Here is an 18,785-nt window from a genome sequence, read left to right on the forward strand (position 1 = left end):
AACAAAGAGTTAGACAGGATCAGAAACGCATGCAGGTTCTGTCGGTCACGCCCGAGATCTTCCCGCTGATCAAGACCGGCGGGCTTGCCGACGTGACCGGCGCGCTGCCGATCGCACTTGCCGCCAAGGGCGTGACCATGCGCACGCTCATCCCCGGCTTTCCCCAGGTGATGGACGCCTTCAAGAAAAAGAAGGCCGTCTACCAGTACCCGCTGCTGCAGGGCGGCAAGGCTTCAGTCCATGCCGTGAAGATTGCCGGGCTCGACCTGTTCGTGCTCGACGCGCCGCATCTCTACGACCGTCCCGGCGGCCCCTATGGCAACGCGGCCGGCGCCGACTGGCCCGACAATTGGCGGCGCTTCGCCGCGTTGAGCCAGGTCGGCGGCGACATCGCCGGCGGCGCCATTTCCGGCTACCAGCCGGATCTCGTCCACGCCCATGACTGGCAGTCGGCGATGACGCTCGCCTATATGCGATACGGCAAGGCGGTCGGCGTGCCGTCGCTGATCACTGTGCACAACCTTGCCTTTCAGGGCCAGTTCGGCGCCGGCATCTTCGGCGAGCTCGGCCTGCCGGCGGTGGCGATGGCGCTCGACGGCGTCGAATATTATGGCGGCGTCGGCTTCCTCAAGGCCGGGCTGCAGGCTGCCTGGGCGATCACCACGGTCAGCCCCACCTATGCCCAGGAGATCCGCTCGCCCGAATTCGGCATGGGTCTCGACGGCCTGATCAACATGCGATCCTCGGATCTCTACGGCATCGTCAACGGCATCGATGTCGACATCTGGAACCCCGAGACCGACAAGCATCTGGTGTCGGCCTATTCCGCGCAGGCGCTGAAGGCTCGCCTGCCCAACCGGGCTGTTGTCGAGGACCGTTTCAATCTGGAGCAGGACGACAGCCCGATCGTCTGCGTCATCAGCCGGCTGACCTGGCAAAAGGGTATGGACATACTGGCGGCGGTCGTCGACGGCGTCGTTGCCACCGGCGCGCGGCTGGCGATCCTTGGTTCGGGTGACGCCGGCCTCGAAGGCGCGCTGCTTGCCGCCGCCGCCCGCCATCGCGGCCGCATCGGCGTCGTGGTCGGCTATGACGAGGGGCTTTCCCACACAATGCAAGGCGGCTGCGACGCCATCGTCATCCCGTCGCGCTTCGAGCCTTGCGGGCTGACCCAGCTCTACGGCCTGCGCTATGGCTGCGTGCCGGTCGTGGCCCGCACCGGCGGCCTTGCCGACACCATCATCGATGCCAACGAGGCAGCGATCTCGGCAGGTGTGGCTACCGGCTTCCAGTTCGCGCCCAACAATGGCGGCGCGATGCTGCACGCCATCCGCCGGCTGGTCGACGCGCATTCGAGCTCGGCGGTCTGGGAACAGATCCAGCGCCAAGGCATGAAGGCCGATGTCTCCTGGGACAAGAGCGCCGACAAATACGTTGAACTCTACCGCCTGTTGCTTTCGAAAAGGGTTGCCTGAAGCATGATCCGGACCGTCCCCACCAAACCCTATCTTGACCAGAAACCCGGCACGTCCGGCCTGCGCAAGAAGGTGCCTGTCTTCCAGCAGGAGCACTATGCCGAGAACTTCATTCAGTCGATCTTCGATGCGCTCGACGGCTTCAAGGGCAAGACGCTGGTGATCGGCGGCGACGGCCGCTTCTACAACCGCGAGGTCATCCAGAAGGCCATTGCCATGGCCGCCGCCAACGGTTTCGGCAAGGTGATGGTCGGGCAGGGGGGCATATTGTCGACGCCGGCCGCCTCGCACGTCATCCGCAAATACAAGACCTTCGGCGGCATCATCCTGTCGGCGAGCCACAATCCCGGCGGCCCGCATGAGGATTTCGGCATCAAATACAATGCCGGCAATGGCGGCCCGGCGCCGGAAAAACTGACCGACGCGATCTTCGAAAAGACCAAGACGATTTCGAGCTTCAAGACCGCCGATATCGCCGAGATTGACATCGACAAGATCGGCTCGGTCGAGGCGGGCGGCATGAAGGTCGAGATCATCGATCCGGTCACCGACTACGCCGAGCTGATGGAGAGCCTGTTCGACTTCGACGCCATCCGCGCCAATTTCAAATACGGCTTCCGCATGCGCTTCGACGCCATGCATGCGGTCACCGGACCCTATGCCAAGGAAATCCTCGAGCGCCGGCTTGGCGCGGAAAACGGCACCTGCCGCAACTACAAGCCGCTGCAGGATTTCGGTGGCCATCATCCCGATCCCAACCTGGTCCACGCCAAGCATCTCTATGACGAGATGATGGGACCGGACGCGCCAGATTTCGGTGCCGCTTCGGACGGCGATGGCGACCGCAACCTGATCATCGGCAAGGGTATCTTCGTCACCCCGTCGGACTCGGTGGCAATGCTTGCCGCCAATGCGCAACTGGCCCCGGGCTACAAGGACGGCCTGAAAGGCATCGCCCGCTCTATGCCGACCAGCGGGGCCGCCGACCGCGTTGCCGAAAAGCTCGGCATCGGCATCTATGAGACGCCAACCGGCTGGAAGTTCTTCGGCAATCTGCTCGATGCCGGCATGGCGACGATCTGCGGCGAGGAAAGTGCTGGCACCGGCTCCAACCATGTCCGCGAAAAGGACGGGCTGTGGGCGGTACTGTTGTGGCTCAACATCCTGGCCGTGCGCGGCGAAAGCGCCAAGCAGGTGGTCACCGAGCACTGGGCGACCTATGGCCGCAACTACTATTCGCGCCATGACTATGAGGAGGTCGAGACCGAACGCGCCAACGCGCTGGTCGACGAACTTCGCGCCAAGCTGACCTCGCTGCCTGGCACCAGCGTGCGCGGCCTGAAGATCGCCAATGCCGACGATTTTGCCTATCACGACCCGGTCGACGGCTCGGTGAGCAAGAACCAGGGCATCCGCATCCTGTTCGAGGGCGGCTCTCGCGTCGTCTTCCGCCTCTCCGGCACCGGCACGTCGGGTGCGACGCTGCGCGTCTACATCGAGCGCTACGAGCCGGATAGGGCGAGGCACGATCTCGACACGCAGGAGGCGCTCGCCGATCTGATTGCCGCGGCTGATGATATTGCAGGCATCAAGAGCCACACGGGCCGCAACAAGCCGAGCGTGATTACTTGAGGGTGGTGAACATGGCTCCGCCTTCTCCCCTTGTGGGAGAAGGTGGCCGAGCGAAGCTCGGACGGATGAGGGGTGCTCCAGCTTGGCGCAACCCGGCGTCCAGATCACGGACGCCGCATTGCTTCCAACACCCCTCATCCGTCTCGGCGCTGCGCGCCGATCCACCTTCTCCCACAAGGGGAGAAGGGGAAGTGCGCTCATGACCTCGCTCGGCGCCACCATCACCCGCGATGGCATCCGCTTCGCCGCCTGGTCGTCATCCGCGCGGCGCCTCTGGGTGTCGATCTTCGATGATGCGGGCTACCACGAGGTCGACCGGGTCGAACTCCAGCCGGAAGGCGAGGGTGTTCATGCGCTTTTCGTCGCCGGCCTTGCTGCCGGCACGCGCTACGGTTTGCGCGCCGATGGCGATTATGTGCCAGAGCGCGGTCTGTGGTTCGACCCCGACAAGTTGCTGACCGATCCCTATGCCGTCGAGATCGACAGGCCCTACGCCTACGACTGGCGCCTGACCCGGCCCCGCAGCATGGGTATGGACACGGCCTCGCTGATGCCCAAGGCGGTGGCTGTGGCTTTGCCCAAAGCCGTCCCGGCCGCGCCGCCGCTGTTCCAGCCCGGCGGCCTGATCTACGAGCTCAATGTCCGTTCCTTCACCAGGCTGCATCCCGACATCCCCGAAGGCCAGCGCGGCACCGTTGCGGCGCTTGCCCATCCGGCCATCATAGAACACCTCAAGAAGCTCGGCGTCTGCGCCGTCGAGCTGATGCCGGTGACGGCCTCGATCGACGAGCGGCATCTGCCGCCGCTCGGCCTCAGCAACGCCTGGGGCTACAACCCCGTCACCTTCATGGCGCTCGACCCGCGCCTGGCGCCGGGCGGCATCGCCGAATTGCGCGATACGGTTGCGGCCCTGCGCAAGGCCGGCATCGGCACCATCCTCGATCTCGTCTTCAACCACACCGGCGAAAGCGACCGGCTCGGCCCCACGCTGTCGCTGCGCGGGCTGGATGCCCAGGCCTATTACCGGCACGAGGCGGGCGGCAGGTTGGCCAACGACACCGGCACCGGCAACACGATCGCCTGCGACCACCCTGTCGTCCGCGACATGGTGCTCGACACGCTTCGCCATTTCGTCCGCTATGCCGGTGTTAACGGTTTCCGCTTCGATCTGGCGCCGGTTCTCGGCCGAGTCGACGGCGTTTTCGATCCAAACGCACCCTTGCTGCAAGCCATCATCGATGATCCCGTTCTGGCCGACTGTGTGCTGATCGCCGAGCCCTGGGACATCGGCCCGAACGGTTATCAGCTCGGCAATTTCCGCCCGCCTTACCTCGAATGGAACGACAAATACCGCGACGATGTCAGGCGTTTCTGGCGCGGCGATGCCGGCGCGGTCGGCGCGCTGGCGACAAGGCTTGCCGGTTCGTCCGATGTCTTCGCCAAAGAAGGCCGCAGCATCAGCCGCACGGTCAATTTCATCGCGGCGCATGACGGCATGACCTTGGCCGACATCGTCGCCTATGAAGCGAAACACAACCACGCCAATGGCGAGAAGAACCGCGACGGCCACAACGAGAACCTGTCCTGGAACAATGGCGTCGAGGGCGAGACCTCCGACCAGGCGATTGCCGAGGCCCGGCTCCATGATCGCTCCGCGCTGTTTGCCACCTTGTTTGCCTCGCGCGGCACCATCATGCTGACGGCGGGCGACGAATTCGGCCGTACGCAAAAGGGCAACAACAACGCCTATGCGCAAGATAACGCCATCACCTGGCTCGACTGGGCTGGGCGCGACCTTGCGCTGGAAGCCCATGTTTCGGCGCTCGCGGCACTCCGGCGCGCAATGCCGGCGCTTGCCGGCCCGCGCTTCCTGACTGGAGAACCGCAGGGCGGTTCGGACCTGCCCGACGTCGCCTGGCTGACCGAGACCGGCGCGCCACTGAGCGAGGCCGACTGGAACGATGCCTCGCGCCATCGCCTTGTCATGCTGCTCGGCGATACGGGGGAAGGGCGCCTCGCCGTCATCGTCAATGGCGACCGCCGCCAATGCGTCTTCACCCTGCCTGCGCGGGAAGGGTTCCAATGGCAGCCGGCCATTGAAACGCAGGCGATCGACCTCGCGCGCCCGCTGCCCGGCCGCAGCGTCAGTTTCATGATCGAGCGCCGGACCGCAAAGGGCCGCGCCAGGAAGGGTTCGTGATGGCCGATGGCAATACAGAGCAGGGGGTCGAATGGTGGCGCGGCTGCGTCATCTACCAGATCTATCCGCGCTCCTTCCAGGACACGACCGGCGACGGCAGCGGCGACCTCTCGGGCATCACGTCGCGGCTGGCGCACGTCGCCTCGCTCGGCGTCGACGCCGTCTGGCTGTCGCCCTTCTTCAAATCGCCGATGGCCGACATGGGCTACGACGTATCGGACTATCAGGCGGTCGATCCGATGTTCGGCACCTTGGAGGATTTCGATGCGCTGGTGGCCGAGGCGCACCGGCTCGGCCTGAAGGTGATCATCGACCAGGTTCTGTCTCACTCCTCCGACAAGCACGAATGGTTCGTCGAAAGCCGTGCCAGCCGCGACAACCCCAAGGCCGACTGGTACGTCTGGGCTGAGACCAAACCCGACGGCAACGCTCCCAACAACTGGCTGTCGGTTTTCGGCGGCCCAGCCTGGGAGTGGGACGCGACCCGCCGGCAATACTACATGCACAATTTCCTGGCCTCGCAGCCGGACCTCAACTTCCACAATCCGGAAGTCCAGGACGCGTTGCTGGAGACGGTGCGGTTCTGGCTAGAACGCGGCGTCGATGGATTTCGTCTCGACACAGTCAACTATTATGTCCACGACCGCTGGCTGCGCAGCAATCCGCCGCTGGCGTCGAGCGTCGCCGGCACCAACGGCGAAACCAACACCTACCTCTTCCAGGAACATCTGTTCGACAAGTCGCGGCCAGAGAACCTCGATTTCCTCCGGCGCTTTCGCGCTCTGCTCGATGAGTATCCCGACCGCGCCAGCGTCGGCGAGGTCGGCGACGAAGGCCGCTCGCTGCAGACGTTGGCCGCCTACACCTCCGGCGGCGACAAGCTCAACATGTGCTACACTTTCGATCTGCTCGGGTCACAATTCTCGCCCGCCCATGTGCGCGGCTGCGTCGAGGCCTTCGAGGCAGCGGTTGTCGACGGCTGGGTCTGCTGGGCGTTCTCCAACCACGATGTCGTGCGCCATGTCAGCCGCTGGACGCGGCCGGGCGGCGATCCAAATGCGGTGGCCACATTCGCAATCGCGCTGCTCTCATGCCTGCGCGGCTCGATCTGCCTCTATCAGGGCGAAGAGCTTGGGCTGGAAGAGGCGGAACTGACCTTCGAGGACCTGCGTGATCCCTTCGGCATCCGTTTCTGGCCGGGGCTCAAGGGCAGGGACGGTTGCCGCACGCCGATGGTCTGGGAGGCGGGCGCCGACAATGCCGGCTTCTCGACGGCCAAGCCCTGGCTGCCGGTACCGGCAAGTCACCGCGCCCAGGCGGTCGACATCCAGAATGGCGACGACAATTCCGTGCTCGCCGGCTATCGGACGATGCTGTCCCTGCGCAAGGCGCATCCGGCGCTGGTCAAGGGGTCGATCCGCTTTCTCGATACCGAAGGCGAAGTCCTTGCCTTCGTCAGGCAGGGTGAGGGCGAGACATTGCTCTGCGTCTTCAATTTCGCCGACGAGCCGGCCGACTGGCCACTGCCGCCGGATTTCGGGGCTGTTGTGGCGATAGCTCCGGGTGGCGGTGCGGTCCTACAGGAGGAAGGGCTGTCGCTGCCGGCACTGGGCTGCTTTGTCGGCAAGATAGCCTGATCCGTTCAGGGACAGGCTGGCGTCAAAATCGCCTTTGGCAGATCCGATGTCCTCAAATTCAGGCGGGCTTATATTTTAGGGAACGCTGTTTTAGCGTTGAAGCAGCTCACTCAACGTCAAGCAAGCAACGGTTGAAATAATATTTCCGTCTGTCTAGTCTCCTGCCACCAAGCTGCCGGACGGGAACCGGTGGCGCGCTCAAAAAGGGCCAGAAATCGGTTCCGGGGCGTCAACACTCGAAAGGCGCGAGCCGCTGGGCAGCGCCGCAGGGAGAGACTTCATGCTGAAAAATATGCTGAAGGCGACGCTGGTCGCCACGACCATGACCTTTGCCGCAGGCACGTTCCTGACGCCGGCCCTTGCCGAGACTGTCTATAACAGGGGCAGCGCCGCCGAAGCGGAGACGGTCGATCCGCACAAGACCTCGACCGTCTACGAAGCCGATATTATACGCGACCTGTTCCAGGGGCTGGTCATGCACGATCAGAAGACGAACCTTATTCCGGGCGCAGCCGAAAGCTGGACGGTATCGGATGACGGCACCGTCTACACCTTCAAGCTGCGCAAGGATGGCTTGTGGTCGGATGGCAGCCCGGTGACGGCGGACGACTTCGTCTACTCCTTCCGCCGGCTGGAGGATCCGGCGACCGCCGCCGAATACGCCTCCATGCTCTATCCGGTGAAGAACGCCGAGGAAGTCAACACCAAGAAGGGCAAGCCCGAGGATCTGGGCGTCAAGGCGATCGACGCCAACACCCTGGAAGTGACGCTGAAGGCGCCGACGCCATACTTCCTGGAGATGCTGACTCACCAGGCCACCTATCCGGTCAACAAGGCCTCAATCGACAAGCTCGGCGCCGACTGGATCAAGGCGGGTAATCTCGTTTCGAACGGCGCCTATACACTGGCCGAGTGGATTCCCAACGACCACATGAAGCTGGTCAAGAATCCGAAATTCTGGGACGCCGCGACCGTCAAGATGGACGTCGTCAACTATATCCCGACCGAAGACCGCTCATCGGCGATGAAGCGTTTCGAGGCCGGCGAACTCGACAGCTACGGCGACCTGCCAACCGAACAGCTTGCTGACCTCAAGACCAAGTTCGGCGATCAGGTCCGCGTCGGACCGTATCTCGGCACCTACTATTACGCGATCAAGACCGACAAGGCGCCTTGGGACAATGTCGAGCTGCGCAACGCCATCTCGATGGCGATCGACCGCGACTTCCTTGCGGAGAAGGTCTGGCAGAACTCGATGCTGCCCGGCTATTCGATGGTGCCTCCGGGCATCGCGGGCTACACGCCGGCAATGGCCAAATACGCCGACATGTCGCAGATCGACCGCGAGGACGCCGCCAAGAAGATCCTCGAGAAACTCGGCTATACGCCCGAGCATCCGCTGAAGATGGAGATTCGCTACAACACCTCGGAAAATCACAAGAACACCGCGGTTGCCATCCAGGAACAGCTGAAGCCGCTTGGCGTCGAGATCACGCTGCTCAACACCGATACCAAGACCCACTATTCCTTCCTCGAGCAGAAGGGCAACTATGACGTGGCGCGTGCCGCCTGGATCGCCGACTACAAGGATCCCGAGACCTTCCTCGGCATCACGCGCAAGGCCAGCGGAAACAACTATTCGGACTACGTCAGCCCGGCATATGAAGCGGCCATGGACAAGGCCGCCGCCGCCGGCGGCAAGCCGGAAGAGCGTATGAAGGACCTCACTGAGGCCGAGCGCATCCTCGTCGATGATGTCGGTAACATTCCGCTTCTCTACTACAGCTTCCACGACATCGTTTCCTCGAAGCTGCATGGCTTCGATGACAATGTGATGGACATCCATCCCTCCCGCTTCGTCTCCAAGGACTGAATCATCCTTGACTGGACCGCCGCGCCTCATCCGGGCGCGGCGGGCTGGTCGGTCATCGCACCGGTCCGAAAGTCGTGGTCGATTTTCGGCAAGCCCGGTGCGAAGATTTGGCGCCGGAGCGTGGTTATGCGTCCGCATGGACGTGTGTCGCTCTGGCCGAAACGGGGCGCTGATGCTGCGATATATCTTACGGCGGCTTCTGACCGCCATACCGACGCTGTTCGTCATCGTGACCTTGGCGTTTTTCCTGATACGCGTCGCACCGGGCGGCCCGTTTAATCAGGAGCGGGGCCTCAGTCCCGAGATCAGGGCCAATCTGGAAGCACAGTTCGGCCTCGACGATCCGCTTTGGTTGCAATATGCCCACTATCTCGGCAACCTGCTGCGGGGCAATTTCGGGCCGAGCTACAATTTGCCTGACTTCACCGTCACCGAACTCTTCGCCAAGGGCTTGCCGATTTCAGTCCAGCTCGGCACCTCCGCGCTGATCCTGGCGCTTCTGCTGGGGTCGGTGCTCGGCACCATTGCCGCGCTCAACCAGAACAAGCTTGGCGACTATACGGTGATCGCGCTGGCGACCGCCGGCAGCACCATCCCCACCTTCGTCATCGCCCCGATCATCCAGCTTGCCTTCGGATTGACCTGGAAGCTGTTGCCGATCGGCGGCTGGGGTGATGGCGCACTGATCAACAAGGTCGGCCCGGTGCTGACGCTCGCTTTGCCGCAGATCGCCATCGTCGCCCGCCTGATGCGCGGTTCGATGATCGAGAGCTTGCGTTCGCATCATATCCGAACGGCACGTGCGCTCGGCCTGTCGGACTGGTCGGTGGTGGTCAAACACGCATTGCGCGGCGCCATTCTGCCGATCGTTTCCTTCACCGGTCCGGCGGCCGCGGCGCTGCTCACCGGTTCGGTCATCGTCGAGACGATCTTCTCTATTCCCGGTGTCGGCCGCTATTTCGTCGATGCAGCGCTCAACCGCGACTACACGCTGGTGATGGGGACCGTCGTGGTGATCGCGCTCTTCACCATCGTCTTCAACCTGATCGTCGACGTCATGTACGCGGTCGTCGACCCCAGAGTTCGCTATGACTGAGTTCGCTATGACTAAGGGTGCGCTATGACTGACATCACAGCCGCCGCTGCGCCGCCGGCCGTCGTCGGCCGCTCGCTCTGGGGCGATGCATGGGCGCGGCTCAAAGCCAACCGCGCCGCCATGTTCAGCCTCTATTATCTGGCGTTCATCGGCGTCATCAGCATATTCGGGCCCTGGTTTGTGCCGCATCAATACACCACCATCTATGCCGACTACGTGCGCACGCCGCCAAGCTTCTCAGCCTATCCCAAGGCCGACATGATCGAGACAGCGCTGACGGATGCGATCAAGCGCATGCGCGTCGACATCAAGGAGTGGAAACAGGACGGCAATCGCGTCACCGTCACCATTACCTCGACCAAGCCGATCGACGAGCGCAACATCCGCTATCTCGACCGCTCCGATGCCTTCGACGACACCAGGATAGAGAGCAAGTCGCCCGACGGTCTCGAAGTGACGATGAGCGCGTCGGTCAAGCAGCAATATTTCCTGTTCGGCACCGACAACACCGGCCGCGATCTGTTGTCCCGCACGCTGATGGCAGGTCGCATTTCACTGGCCATCGGCCTGCTTGCCGGCATTGTCGCCGTGGTGATCGGCGTCCTCTACGGAGCGGCAGCCGGCTTTTCCGGCGGCAAGATCGACGAGGTGATGATGCGCATCGTCGATGTGCTTTATTCGCTGCCCTTCATCTTCTTCGTCATCATGCTGGTGGTGTTCTTCGGCCGCAACTTCGTGCTCATGTTTTTAGCGGTCGGGGCGGTGCTGTGGCTCGACATGGCGCGCATCGTGCGCGGCCAGGCGCTGTCGATACGCCGCCAGGAATATGTCCAGGCGGCCGAAGCCATGGGCGTCGGCCAGCGCGGCATCCTGATCCGCCATGTCATCCCCAATCTGCTCGGACCGGTGGTGATCTACATGACGCTGCTGGTGCCGCAGGTCATCATCCTGGAAAGCTTCCTGTCATTCCTCGGCCTTGGCGTGCAGGAGCCGATGACCAGCTGGGGCGTGCTGATATCGGTCGGCGCCAAGAACATCGGCACCGCCAACTGGCTGCTCCTGTTTCCCGCCTTCTTCCTCGTCTCGACGCTGTTTGCGCTGAATTTCGTCGGCGACGGCCTGCGCGACGCGCTCGACCCGAGAGATCGATAAAGATGGGAACCGTTGAGATGGGAACTCCCGAGACGATCCTCAGCGTCAAGGACCTCCGCGTCCGCTTCCGCACGCTCGACGGCGCGGTTGAAGCCGTCAAGGGCATCAACATTCACGTCAAGGCGGGCGAAACCGTTGCCGTGGTCGGGGAATCCGGTTCCGGCAAGAGCCAGACGATGATGGCGGCGATGAGCCTGCTGGCGTCCAACGGCGAGGCGACAGGTCACGTCGATTATCGCGGCCGCAACCTGTTGACGCTGAGCAAGTCTGACCTCAACAAGGTGCGAGGTGCCAAGATCAGCATGATCTTCCAGGAGCCCATGACCTCGCTGGATCCGCTCTATTCGATCGGCAACCAGCTGATGGAACCGATCCGGAAGCATCGCGGGCTGAACGCGGCCGAGGCGCGCGAAGAGGCGCTCAAGCTCTTGCGGCTGGTGCATATTCCCGATCCCGAGCGGCGGATGAAATCCTATCCGCACGAAATGTCGGGCGGCCAGCGCCAGCGCGTCATGATCGCCATGGCGCTGGCCAACGACCCAGACATTCTGATCGCCGACGAGCCGACGACGGCGCTCGACGTCACCATCCAGGCACAGATCCTGACGCTGCTCGCCGAACTGCAGCGCAAGCTCGGCATGGCCATCGTCTTCATCACTCACGATCTCGGCATCGTCCGGCGCTTCGCCGACCGCGTCTATGTCATGCGCTATGGCGAAGTGGTCGAGGAGGGCGAGGCGGAAGTGCTGTTCGCCAATCCGCAGCATGCCTATACGAAAATGCTTCTTGCCGCCGAACCGACCGGCACCAAGGCGCCGCCGCCAGCCAATGCGCCGGTGCTGCTCGAAGGCAGGAATGTCGAAGTGACCTTCAAGATCGGCGGCGGCTTCCTCGCCGGCGAGCCGCTACTGCTACGCGCCGTCGACCACATTTCGATCAGGCTGAAGCGCAACCAGACCATCGGCATCGTCGGTGAATCCGGTTCGGGAAAATCGACCCTCGGCCGCGCGCTGCTCCGGCTGCTGCCGAGCGATGGCGTCATCCGCTTCGGGGATCGCGACATTTCCACCGCCGACCGCCAGGCCATGCGGCCGCTGCGGCGCGAGATGCAACTCGTCTTCCAGGATCCGTTCGGCTCGCTGTCGCCGCGCATGACCGTCGGCCAGGTCATCACCGAAGGGCTTTTGGTGCATGAGCCGAATCTGTCCGGCAAGCAACGCGATCAACGCGCGGTCGAGGCCTTGCTCGAGGTCGGCCTCGATCCCAACGCACGCAACCGCTACCCGCACGAATTCTCCGGCGGCCAGCGCCAGCGCATCGCCATCGCGCGGGCCATGATTCTGAAGCCCAAACTGGTGGTGCTGGACGAGCCGACCTCGGCGCTCGACCGGTCGGTGCAGAAACAGATCGTCGAATTGCTGCGCAAGCTGCAGGCCGACCACGAGCTGTCCTACCTCTTCATCAGCCACGACCTTGCGGTCGTGCGTGCCATGGCCGACTACATCATCGTCATGAAGCAAGGCAAGATCGTCGAGGAAGGGCCGACCGAAGAGATCTTCAGCAACCCGCAGGCCGCCTATACGCAGACGCTGATGAACGCTGCGATCGATGTCACGCGGTTCCGGTTGAGTGCTTGAGACGTGACGGGAAGCAGATCGTCAGGGCAGGGCCTAGTTCGCTTAGCCCGCTGACCTGGGGCATCTGTTGGCTCTTGCCTCGACGAGCGCATCTTCTTGCTGCTTCAGCCTTTCGATCCTGGCCGTCTCTCGGTTGGCCACAGCGGTCTTCACACGTGCGCCGCCGAGCAGCCAGTTCGGCACGCTGGTGTTGGCGACCTTGCCGCGGGTGATGGCGGTCTGCGAGATGTCGCGCGCGATATCGCCCACGGCATTGTTGAGTTCGGCGCAGGACATGCTGTCGTATTTCGCCGGGTTGACCGTGCCGCCCAGCGACGAGCAGCCTGCCGCCAGCGACAGGGCAAGCAGCGCTGACAGCCGGCCCGCGCTTGAAATCAACAATTTCATCTTCCGCAAACCTCGTTCCGGGCCGCTGTCTCGGCGGTTGCCCTATTATCGAGGTAGCGCAGATGCTTGTCTCGTCAAAATACCATGCCGACACTCGACGCCGATGCGGCCGGTTTGGCTTTAAGGTATTTTGTGGAATGTCGGGAGGAACGGACACCTAAGTGTCTGTTTTTTCTGGTCGGAGTGGCAGGATTTGAACCTGCGACCCCCTCGTCCCGAACGAGGTGCGCTACCAGGCTGCGCTACACTCCGTGACCAGACCGCGGGCTTATAGCTGCCGCATCCCGTTCCTGCAAGCGGCAATGGCAGCGCTTCTGTCGCATTTCCCTCGCTTTCGTCGGGCGTTGCCGCAAAGCTCGGATTTCCCGCCGGGATAAACCCGGCTTAAAGCCTTGTGTGCTAAGTGGCAGCCTCGATAAAATCGTGTTTTCGCCATCTGGAGCTCTGCTGTTTTGCCCTTGAAAATCGTAGGCGACGCCCGGCCCAACAGCTTCGAATTCGAAATCGCAGCGCTGATCAAGGCGTCCGGATTTCGCGAGTATGATGCGCGCTGGTGGTTCGGTCACCCCGGCTCCACGCAGCCGCCGGAGCTGAACCTGATCGGCGTCCAGGCACTCGGCATGGGGCTGGGCACGTTGATTCGCCGTCTTGGTGCGGGACCAGACATCGTTACCGGCCACGATTTCCGCGCCTATTCGCTCGGCATCAAGCTGGCGTTGGTCTCCGGCCTGATGGCTGCGGGCGCCAGGGTGAAAGACATCGGCCTGGCGCTGTCGCCGATGGCTTATTTTGCCCAGTTCGCCCTCGACACACCGTCCGTCGCCATGGTCACGGCGTCTCACAATGAAAATGGCTGGACCGGGGTCAAAATGGGCGCGGCGCGGCCGCTGACCTTCGGGCCGGAGGAAATGAGCGCATTGAAACAGATCGTGCTGTCGGGCGATTTCGATCTTGCCGGCGGCGGGTCCTACGATTTCGTCTCCGGTTTTCGCGAGACTTATCTCGACGATCTCGTCGGCGGCAAGCACATCGCGCGCAAGCTCAGGGTTGTGGCCGCATGCGGCAATGGCACCGCCGGTGCCTTTGCGCCGCAGGTGCTGGAGCGCATCGGCTGCGAGGTGATCCCACTTGACGTCGAGCTCGACCACACTTTTCCGCGCTACAACCCGAACCCCGAGGACATGCAGATGCTGCACGCCATCAGGGACAAGGTTCTGGAGACCGGCGCCGATGTCGGGCTGGGCTTCGACGGTGACGGCGACCGCTGTGGCGTGGTCGACAACGAGGGCAACGAAATATTCGCCGACAAGGTCGGCGTCATGCTGGCGCGCGACATTTCCAGCCAGCATCCCGGTTCGACCTTTGTCGTCGACGTCAAATCGACCGGCCTGTTCAACACCGATAGCGTGCTCAGGGACAATGGCGCCGTCACCGATTACTGGAAGACCGGCCATTCCTACATCAAGCGCCGCGTTGCCGAGCTCGGCGCTGTCGCCGGCTTCGAGAAATCAGGCCATTTCTTCTTCAACCCGCCGATCGGCCGCGGCTACGATGATGGCCTTATCACCGCGATCGCCATTTGTGAGATGCTCGACCGCAACCCAAAGAACTCGATGGCCGACCTCTATCGCGCACTGCCGCTGACCTATGGCACGCCGACCATGTCGCCGCATTGCGCCGACGAGGTGAAATACGGCGTGGTCGAACGCGTGGTGGCGGACTTCCAGGCAATGCAGCGAGAAGGCGCCAGCCTTGCCGGCCAGAAGATATCAGAGTTGATCACCGTCAACGGCGTGCGTGTCGTGGCCGAGGACGGCACCTGGGGCCTGGTGCGGGCGTCATCGAACAAGCCGGAGCTTGTCGTGGTTGTCGAAAGCCCGGTATCGTCGGCCCGCCGCCGCCAGATGTTCGAGGCCGTCGACGCCGTGCTGCGCCGCAATCCTGAAGTCGGCGCCTATAACCAGACCTTTTGATTGGGCCCTTCATGTCCGAGCGCATTGTCAGTTTTGTCATGAGTGGCGGTGTCGGCTCGCGGCTCTGGCCGCTGTCGCGCGAGGACAATCCAAAGCAGTTCCACGATCTTTCCGGCGACGGCTCGATGCTGGCCAAGACCTTGCGTCGGCTGACGGCGCGGCCGGAAGGTGAGACGCCGATCTTCCTGATCGCCGCCGAGCGCCATGCCGAGCGCGTCCATGCCGACCTTGCCGGTCTTGACCTCTCAGGCGGCGGTCCGTTGTTCGAGCCGACCGGCCGCAACACCGCCGCCGCTGTTGCCTTGGCTGCGCTGCGCACATTGTCGGAGTTCGGCGACAGCCTGGTTCTGGTGGTGCCGTCCGACCATGAAATCGCCACACCGAAACAGTTCTGGCAGAGCGTCGAGATAGGCGCGGCGGCAGCGCTTGCCGGGCGGCTGGTGGTGTTCGGCATCAGGCCGACGCAGCCCGAGACCGGCTACGGCTATATCGAGGTTGCCGCCGAAGGCGACGGCGTCTTCGACGTCTCGCGCTTCGTCGAGAAGCCCGACCTGGCCACCGCGCAGAGCTACCTCAAGTCTGGCACCTTCTACTGGAACACCGGCATCTTCCTGTTTCGCGCCGGCGCCATGCGCGATGCCTTCGCGGCGTTCCAGCCCGATATCTGGCAGGCCACCGAAGCGGCCTACAAGGCGGCGACATCGGATCTGTCCGGCCTCTATATGCCGCTGGACCTTTACGCCGCTATTCCGTCGAACTCGATCGACTACGCCATCATGGAGCGGGCAAAAGACATCGCCATGGTGCCGGCCGGCTTCCGCTGGAACGATCTCGGCTCGTGGCAGTCGCTGCTCGATGTCGGCCCTGCCGACGCCAAGGGCAATGTCGTCGTCGGCGATGTCGTCGCTATCGACTGCGAGAACTCCTACATCAGAAGCGACGGACGGCTGTTGTCGGCGATCGGCATGAAGGACGTTGCCATCGTCTCGACGGCGGACGCCACCTTTGTCGCTCCCGTCAGCCATAGCCAGCACGTGAAGAAGATCGTCGAGCAGCTGGAGAAATCGGGCCGGCTGGAAACCAGGTTCACGCCTGCGCATGACCGCGTGATCGAAAGCGGCGCCTGGCGGCGGCGTGTGCATCACTGGCTGTTCGAGGAGACCTTGCCTCTCTGGTCGACGGTTGGCGTCGATGAACGCCACGGCGGTTTTCATGAGGCGCTGGGTTTCGACGGCAATCCGCTTTTGAAGCCCAAGCGCATGCGCACCACCGCCAGACAGGTCTATGCCTTCGCCGTAGCCAAGGCGCGTGGTTGGGATGGTCCGGCCGACCGCCTGATTAGCCATGGCATTGCCTTCATGGCCGGCAAGGGCCGCACCGATCGCGGTGGCTGGGTGCGCACGCTCAATGTCGACGGCTCCGTCGCCGACGCCACCGAGGATGCCTACGACCATTCCTGCGTGCTCTTGGCACTGGCGCATGCGCATATCAGCGGCCACCCGGATGCGCTGCGGCTGGGTGAGGAAACCTTCTCGTTCCTCGATACACATCTCGAGGACAGCCGCATGACCGGGTTTCTCGAAACGCCCGACGGCGAGGGCGAACGGCACTCCAACCCGCATATGCATCTGCTCGAGGCCTTCCTGGCCTGGTACGAGGCGACCGGCGACCGTACCTATCTGCGCCGCGCGGCGCGCATCATCGACCTCTTCCGCAGCCATTTCTTCGATGCCGAGAGCTGGACGCTGGGCGAATTTTTCGACTCCGGATGGAAGCCGGCCGCCGGCGAGAGGGGCACATGGACCGAGCCCGGCCATCATTTCGAATGGGCCTCGCTGCTTACGGATTTTGCCGCCCGCAGCGGCCAGAGCGAGTTGAGCAATTTTGCCCGAAAACTCTATGCATCGGCCATCGCCAACGGCCTCAACCGCGCCACCGGCCTCGCTTATGGCGCGGTCTCCCGGCAAGGCATGCCGCTCGACCTCGTGTCGCGCAGCTGGCCACAGGCCGAAGCCATCAAGGCGGCGATAGCGCTGGATGGTTCTGGCGGCCCCGACCTCAAACCGGAGATCGAGGCTCGCGTCGGCCGCCTGTTCCGCTGGCACATCGACCCAGCGCCGCTCGGCCTGTGGATCGACCGCATCGACGAACGCGGCCGCTCATTGGCATCCGATGTGCCGGCCAGCATTTTCTACCACCTGGTCTGTGCGCTGACGCAGTATCTGGATGGGACGGCGGAGGGGTGAGCCCTAATACGGGCTCGCCACATCCCCCGTCTCCACATACACCGCCTTCAGCTGCGAATAGAGCGACATCGCGGCGAGTGAATTCTCGCGCCCGATGCCGGACTGCTTGACGCCGCCGAACGGAATTTCCACCGGCGTCAGATTGTAGGCATTGATCCAGCATGTGCCGGCCTGCAACTCGGCGATCACCCGATGGGCGCGCTGCAGATCGCGGGTGAAGACGCCGGCGGCGAGGCCGAACTCGGTGTCGTTGGCGCGGTCGATCACCTCGTCCTCGCCGTCGAACTTCAGCACGCTCATCACCGGGCCGAAAATCTCCTCACGCGCAATGCGCATGGTGTCGGTGACACCGGTGAACACCGTCGGCTCGACGAAGAAGCCGCGATCGAAACCCTGCAGCGCCGGCACGTTGCCACCGCAGGCGAGCGTCGCGCCATCCTGCTGGCCGGCCTTGATGTAGGAAACGACCTTCTCCTGCTGCGCCTTGTTCACCAACGGTCCCATCTGCGTCTCCGGATCGAGCGGATCGCCGATGCGGATCTTTTTCGTGCGTTCGACCAGCCGGTCGACGAAACGGTCATGGATGCCGCTCTGCACGAAGACGCGCGTGCCGTTGGAACATATCTGGCCCGTGGAATAGAAATTGCCGAGCATGGCGCCGCCAATGGCGTTTTCGAGATCCGCATCATCGAAGACGATCAGCGGCGACTTGCCGCCGAGTTCCATCGTGGCGTGCTTCATCTTCGAGCCGGCAAGCGACAGCACCTTGCGGCCGGTCGGCACCGAGCCGGTCACCGAGACTTTTGCAACGACATCATGGCCGACCAGGCCGGCGCCGACATCGCCATAGCCCTGCACAACGTTGAACAGCCCGTCGGGCAGGCCGGCTTCCGAGTAGATTTCGGCCAGCGCCAGCGCCGACAGCGGGGTATTCTCCGACGGCTTGAACACCATTGCATTGCCCATGGCGAGCGCGGGCGCGGATTTCCAGCCGGCGATCTGGATCGGATAGTTCCAGGCGCCGATGCCGACGCACACACCGAGCGCCTCACGCCTCGTATAGGCAAAGGGTCCGCCGAGATCGATGGCCTCACCATTGAAGGCTGCGACCGCACCGCCGAAATATTCAAGGCAGTCGGCGGCCGAGGGCGCATCTGCTACCAGCGTTTCCTGGATCGCCTTGCCGGTATCGAGTGTCTCGATGCGGGCGAGGTCGGCGTTGCGGGCGCGCAGAATGTCGGCGGCGCGGCGCAGAATGCGGCCGCGCTCCACCGGCTTCATCCGCGCCCAGGCGGGCTGCGCCGCGCGTGCGGCTTCGATCGCCAACTCCAGCACATTCGGCGTCGCCGAATGCAGCGTGGCAATGATCTCACCGGTCGCCGGATAGATCACCGGCAGCGGCGCGCCGCCTTCGTCCTCGATGTAGCGGCCGTTGACATAGTGCGATGCCGTTGGCTGGGCGCGCATATGAATTCTC

12 protein-coding genes and 1 tRNA gene are annotated in these 18,785 nt (G+C 63.4%); 10 read left to right on the plus strand and 3 right to left on the minus strand.

Going from position 1 to position 18,785, the window contains the following annotated elements; genetic code table 11:
* Nucleotides 1–29: 29 nt before the first annotated feature.
* The 8 genes from glgA (at nucleotide 30) to ACWTU9_RS14320 (ending at nucleotide 12,702) form a co-directional block, all read left to right on the plus strand.
* Nucleotides 30–1,475: a glycogen synthase GlgA gene (gene glgA / locus ACWTU9_RS14285; RefSeq protein WP_455858825.1), complete on the plus strand. Its 1,446-nt coding sequence runs from the start codon at nucleotides 30–32 to the stop codon at nucleotides 1,473–1,475.
* A 3-nt stretch (nucleotides 1,476–1,478) separates the two neighbouring features.
* Nucleotides 1,479–3,107 carry an alpha-D-glucose phosphate-specific phosphoglucomutase gene (locus tag ACWTU9_RS14290; protein ID WP_455858826.1) on the plus strand — a complete coding sequence of 543 codons (1,629 nt, stop codon included), beginning with the start codon at nucleotides 1,479–1,481 and terminating at the stop codon, nucleotides 3,105–3,107.
* 199 nt (nucleotides 3,108–3,306) lie between these two features.
* A complete protein-coding gene (glgX, locus tag ACWTU9_RS14295; protein ID WP_455858827.1) occupies nucleotides 3,307–5,307 on the plus strand; it encodes a glycogen debranching protein GlgX in 2,001 nt (666 codons plus the stop codon).
* On the plus strand, nucleotides 5,307–6,944 hold the full coding sequence (gene bglA / locus ACWTU9_RS14300) for a beta-galactosidase BglA (RefSeq protein WP_455858828.1): 1,638 nt from the start codon (nucleotides 5,307–5,309) through the stop codon (nucleotides 6,942–6,944). Before glgX ends, bglA begins: the two co-directional genes overlap by 1 nt.
* A 280-nt stretch (nucleotides 6,945–7,224) precedes the next feature.
* Nucleotides 7,225–8,817, plus strand: a complete 1,593-nt coding sequence (locus ACWTU9_RS14305; RefSeq protein ID WP_455858829.1) for a peptide ABC transporter substrate-binding protein — start codon at nucleotides 7,225–7,227, stop codon at nucleotides 8,815–8,817.
* A gap of 172 nt (nucleotides 8,818–8,989) precedes the next feature.
* Nucleotides 8,990–9,913: an ABC transporter permease subunit gene (locus tag ACWTU9_RS14310; RefSeq protein WP_454573872.1), complete on the plus strand. Its 924-nt coding sequence runs from the start codon at nucleotides 8,990–8,992 to the stop codon at nucleotides 9,911–9,913.
* Nucleotides 9,914–9,937: 24 nt separating this feature from the next.
* On the plus strand, nucleotides 9,938–11,065 hold the full coding sequence (locus tag ACWTU9_RS14315; RefSeq protein WP_455858830.1) for an ABC transporter permease: 1,128 nt from the start codon (nucleotides 9,938–9,940) through the stop codon (nucleotides 11,063–11,065).
* A 17-nt stretch (nucleotides 11,066–11,082) separates the two neighbouring features.
* Nucleotides 11,083–12,702, plus strand: coding sequence for an ABC transporter ATP-binding protein (locus ACWTU9_RS14320; RefSeq protein ID WP_455858831.1), 1,620 nt, complete (start codon nucleotides 11,083–11,085; stop codon nucleotides 12,700–12,702).
* Between the two features lie 42 nt (nucleotides 12,703–12,744).
* Here the strand turns inward: ACWTU9_RS14320 and ACWTU9_RS14325 are convergent, their stop codons facing one another.
* Nucleotides 12,745–13,089: a hypothetical protein gene (locus ACWTU9_RS14325; protein WP_455858832.1), complete on the minus strand. Its 345-nt coding sequence runs from the start codon at nucleotides 13,087–13,089 to the stop codon at nucleotides 12,745–12,747.
* A 175-nt stretch (nucleotides 13,090–13,264) separates the two neighbouring features.
* Nucleotides 13,265–13,341: transfer RNA gene (locus tag ACWTU9_RS14330), tRNA-Pro, on the minus strand.
* Nucleotides 13,342–13,541: 200 nt separating this feature from the next.
* On the opposite strand from ACWTU9_RS14330, the gene ACWTU9_RS14335 reads away from it, so the two are divergent.
* Nucleotides 13,542–15,062 (plus strand): phosphomannomutase/phosphoglucomutase, encoded by a 1,521-nt coding sequence (locus ACWTU9_RS14335; RefSeq protein ID WP_455858833.1) that lies wholly within the window; start codon nucleotides 13,542–13,544, stop codon nucleotides 15,060–15,062.
* An 11-nt stretch (nucleotides 15,063–15,073) separates the two neighbouring features.
* Nucleotides 15,074–17,308, plus strand: a complete 2,235-nt coding sequence (locus tag ACWTU9_RS14340; RefSeq protein ID WP_455858834.1) for a mannose-1-phosphate guanylyltransferase/mannose-6-phosphate isomerase — start codon at nucleotides 15,074–15,076, stop codon at nucleotides 17,306–17,308.
* Between the two features lie 3 nt (nucleotides 17,309–17,311).
* On the opposite strand, the gene betB is transcribed toward ACWTU9_RS14340, so the two are convergent.
* Nucleotides 17,312–18,775, minus strand: a complete 1,464-nt coding sequence (betB, locus tag ACWTU9_RS14345) for a betaine-aldehyde dehydrogenase (RefSeq protein ID WP_455858835.1) — start codon at nucleotides 18,773–18,775, stop codon at nucleotides 17,312–17,314.
* Between the last annotated feature and the right edge of the window lie 10 nt (nucleotides 18,776–18,785).

The organism is Mesorhizobium sp. 128a, assembly GCF_053848025.1.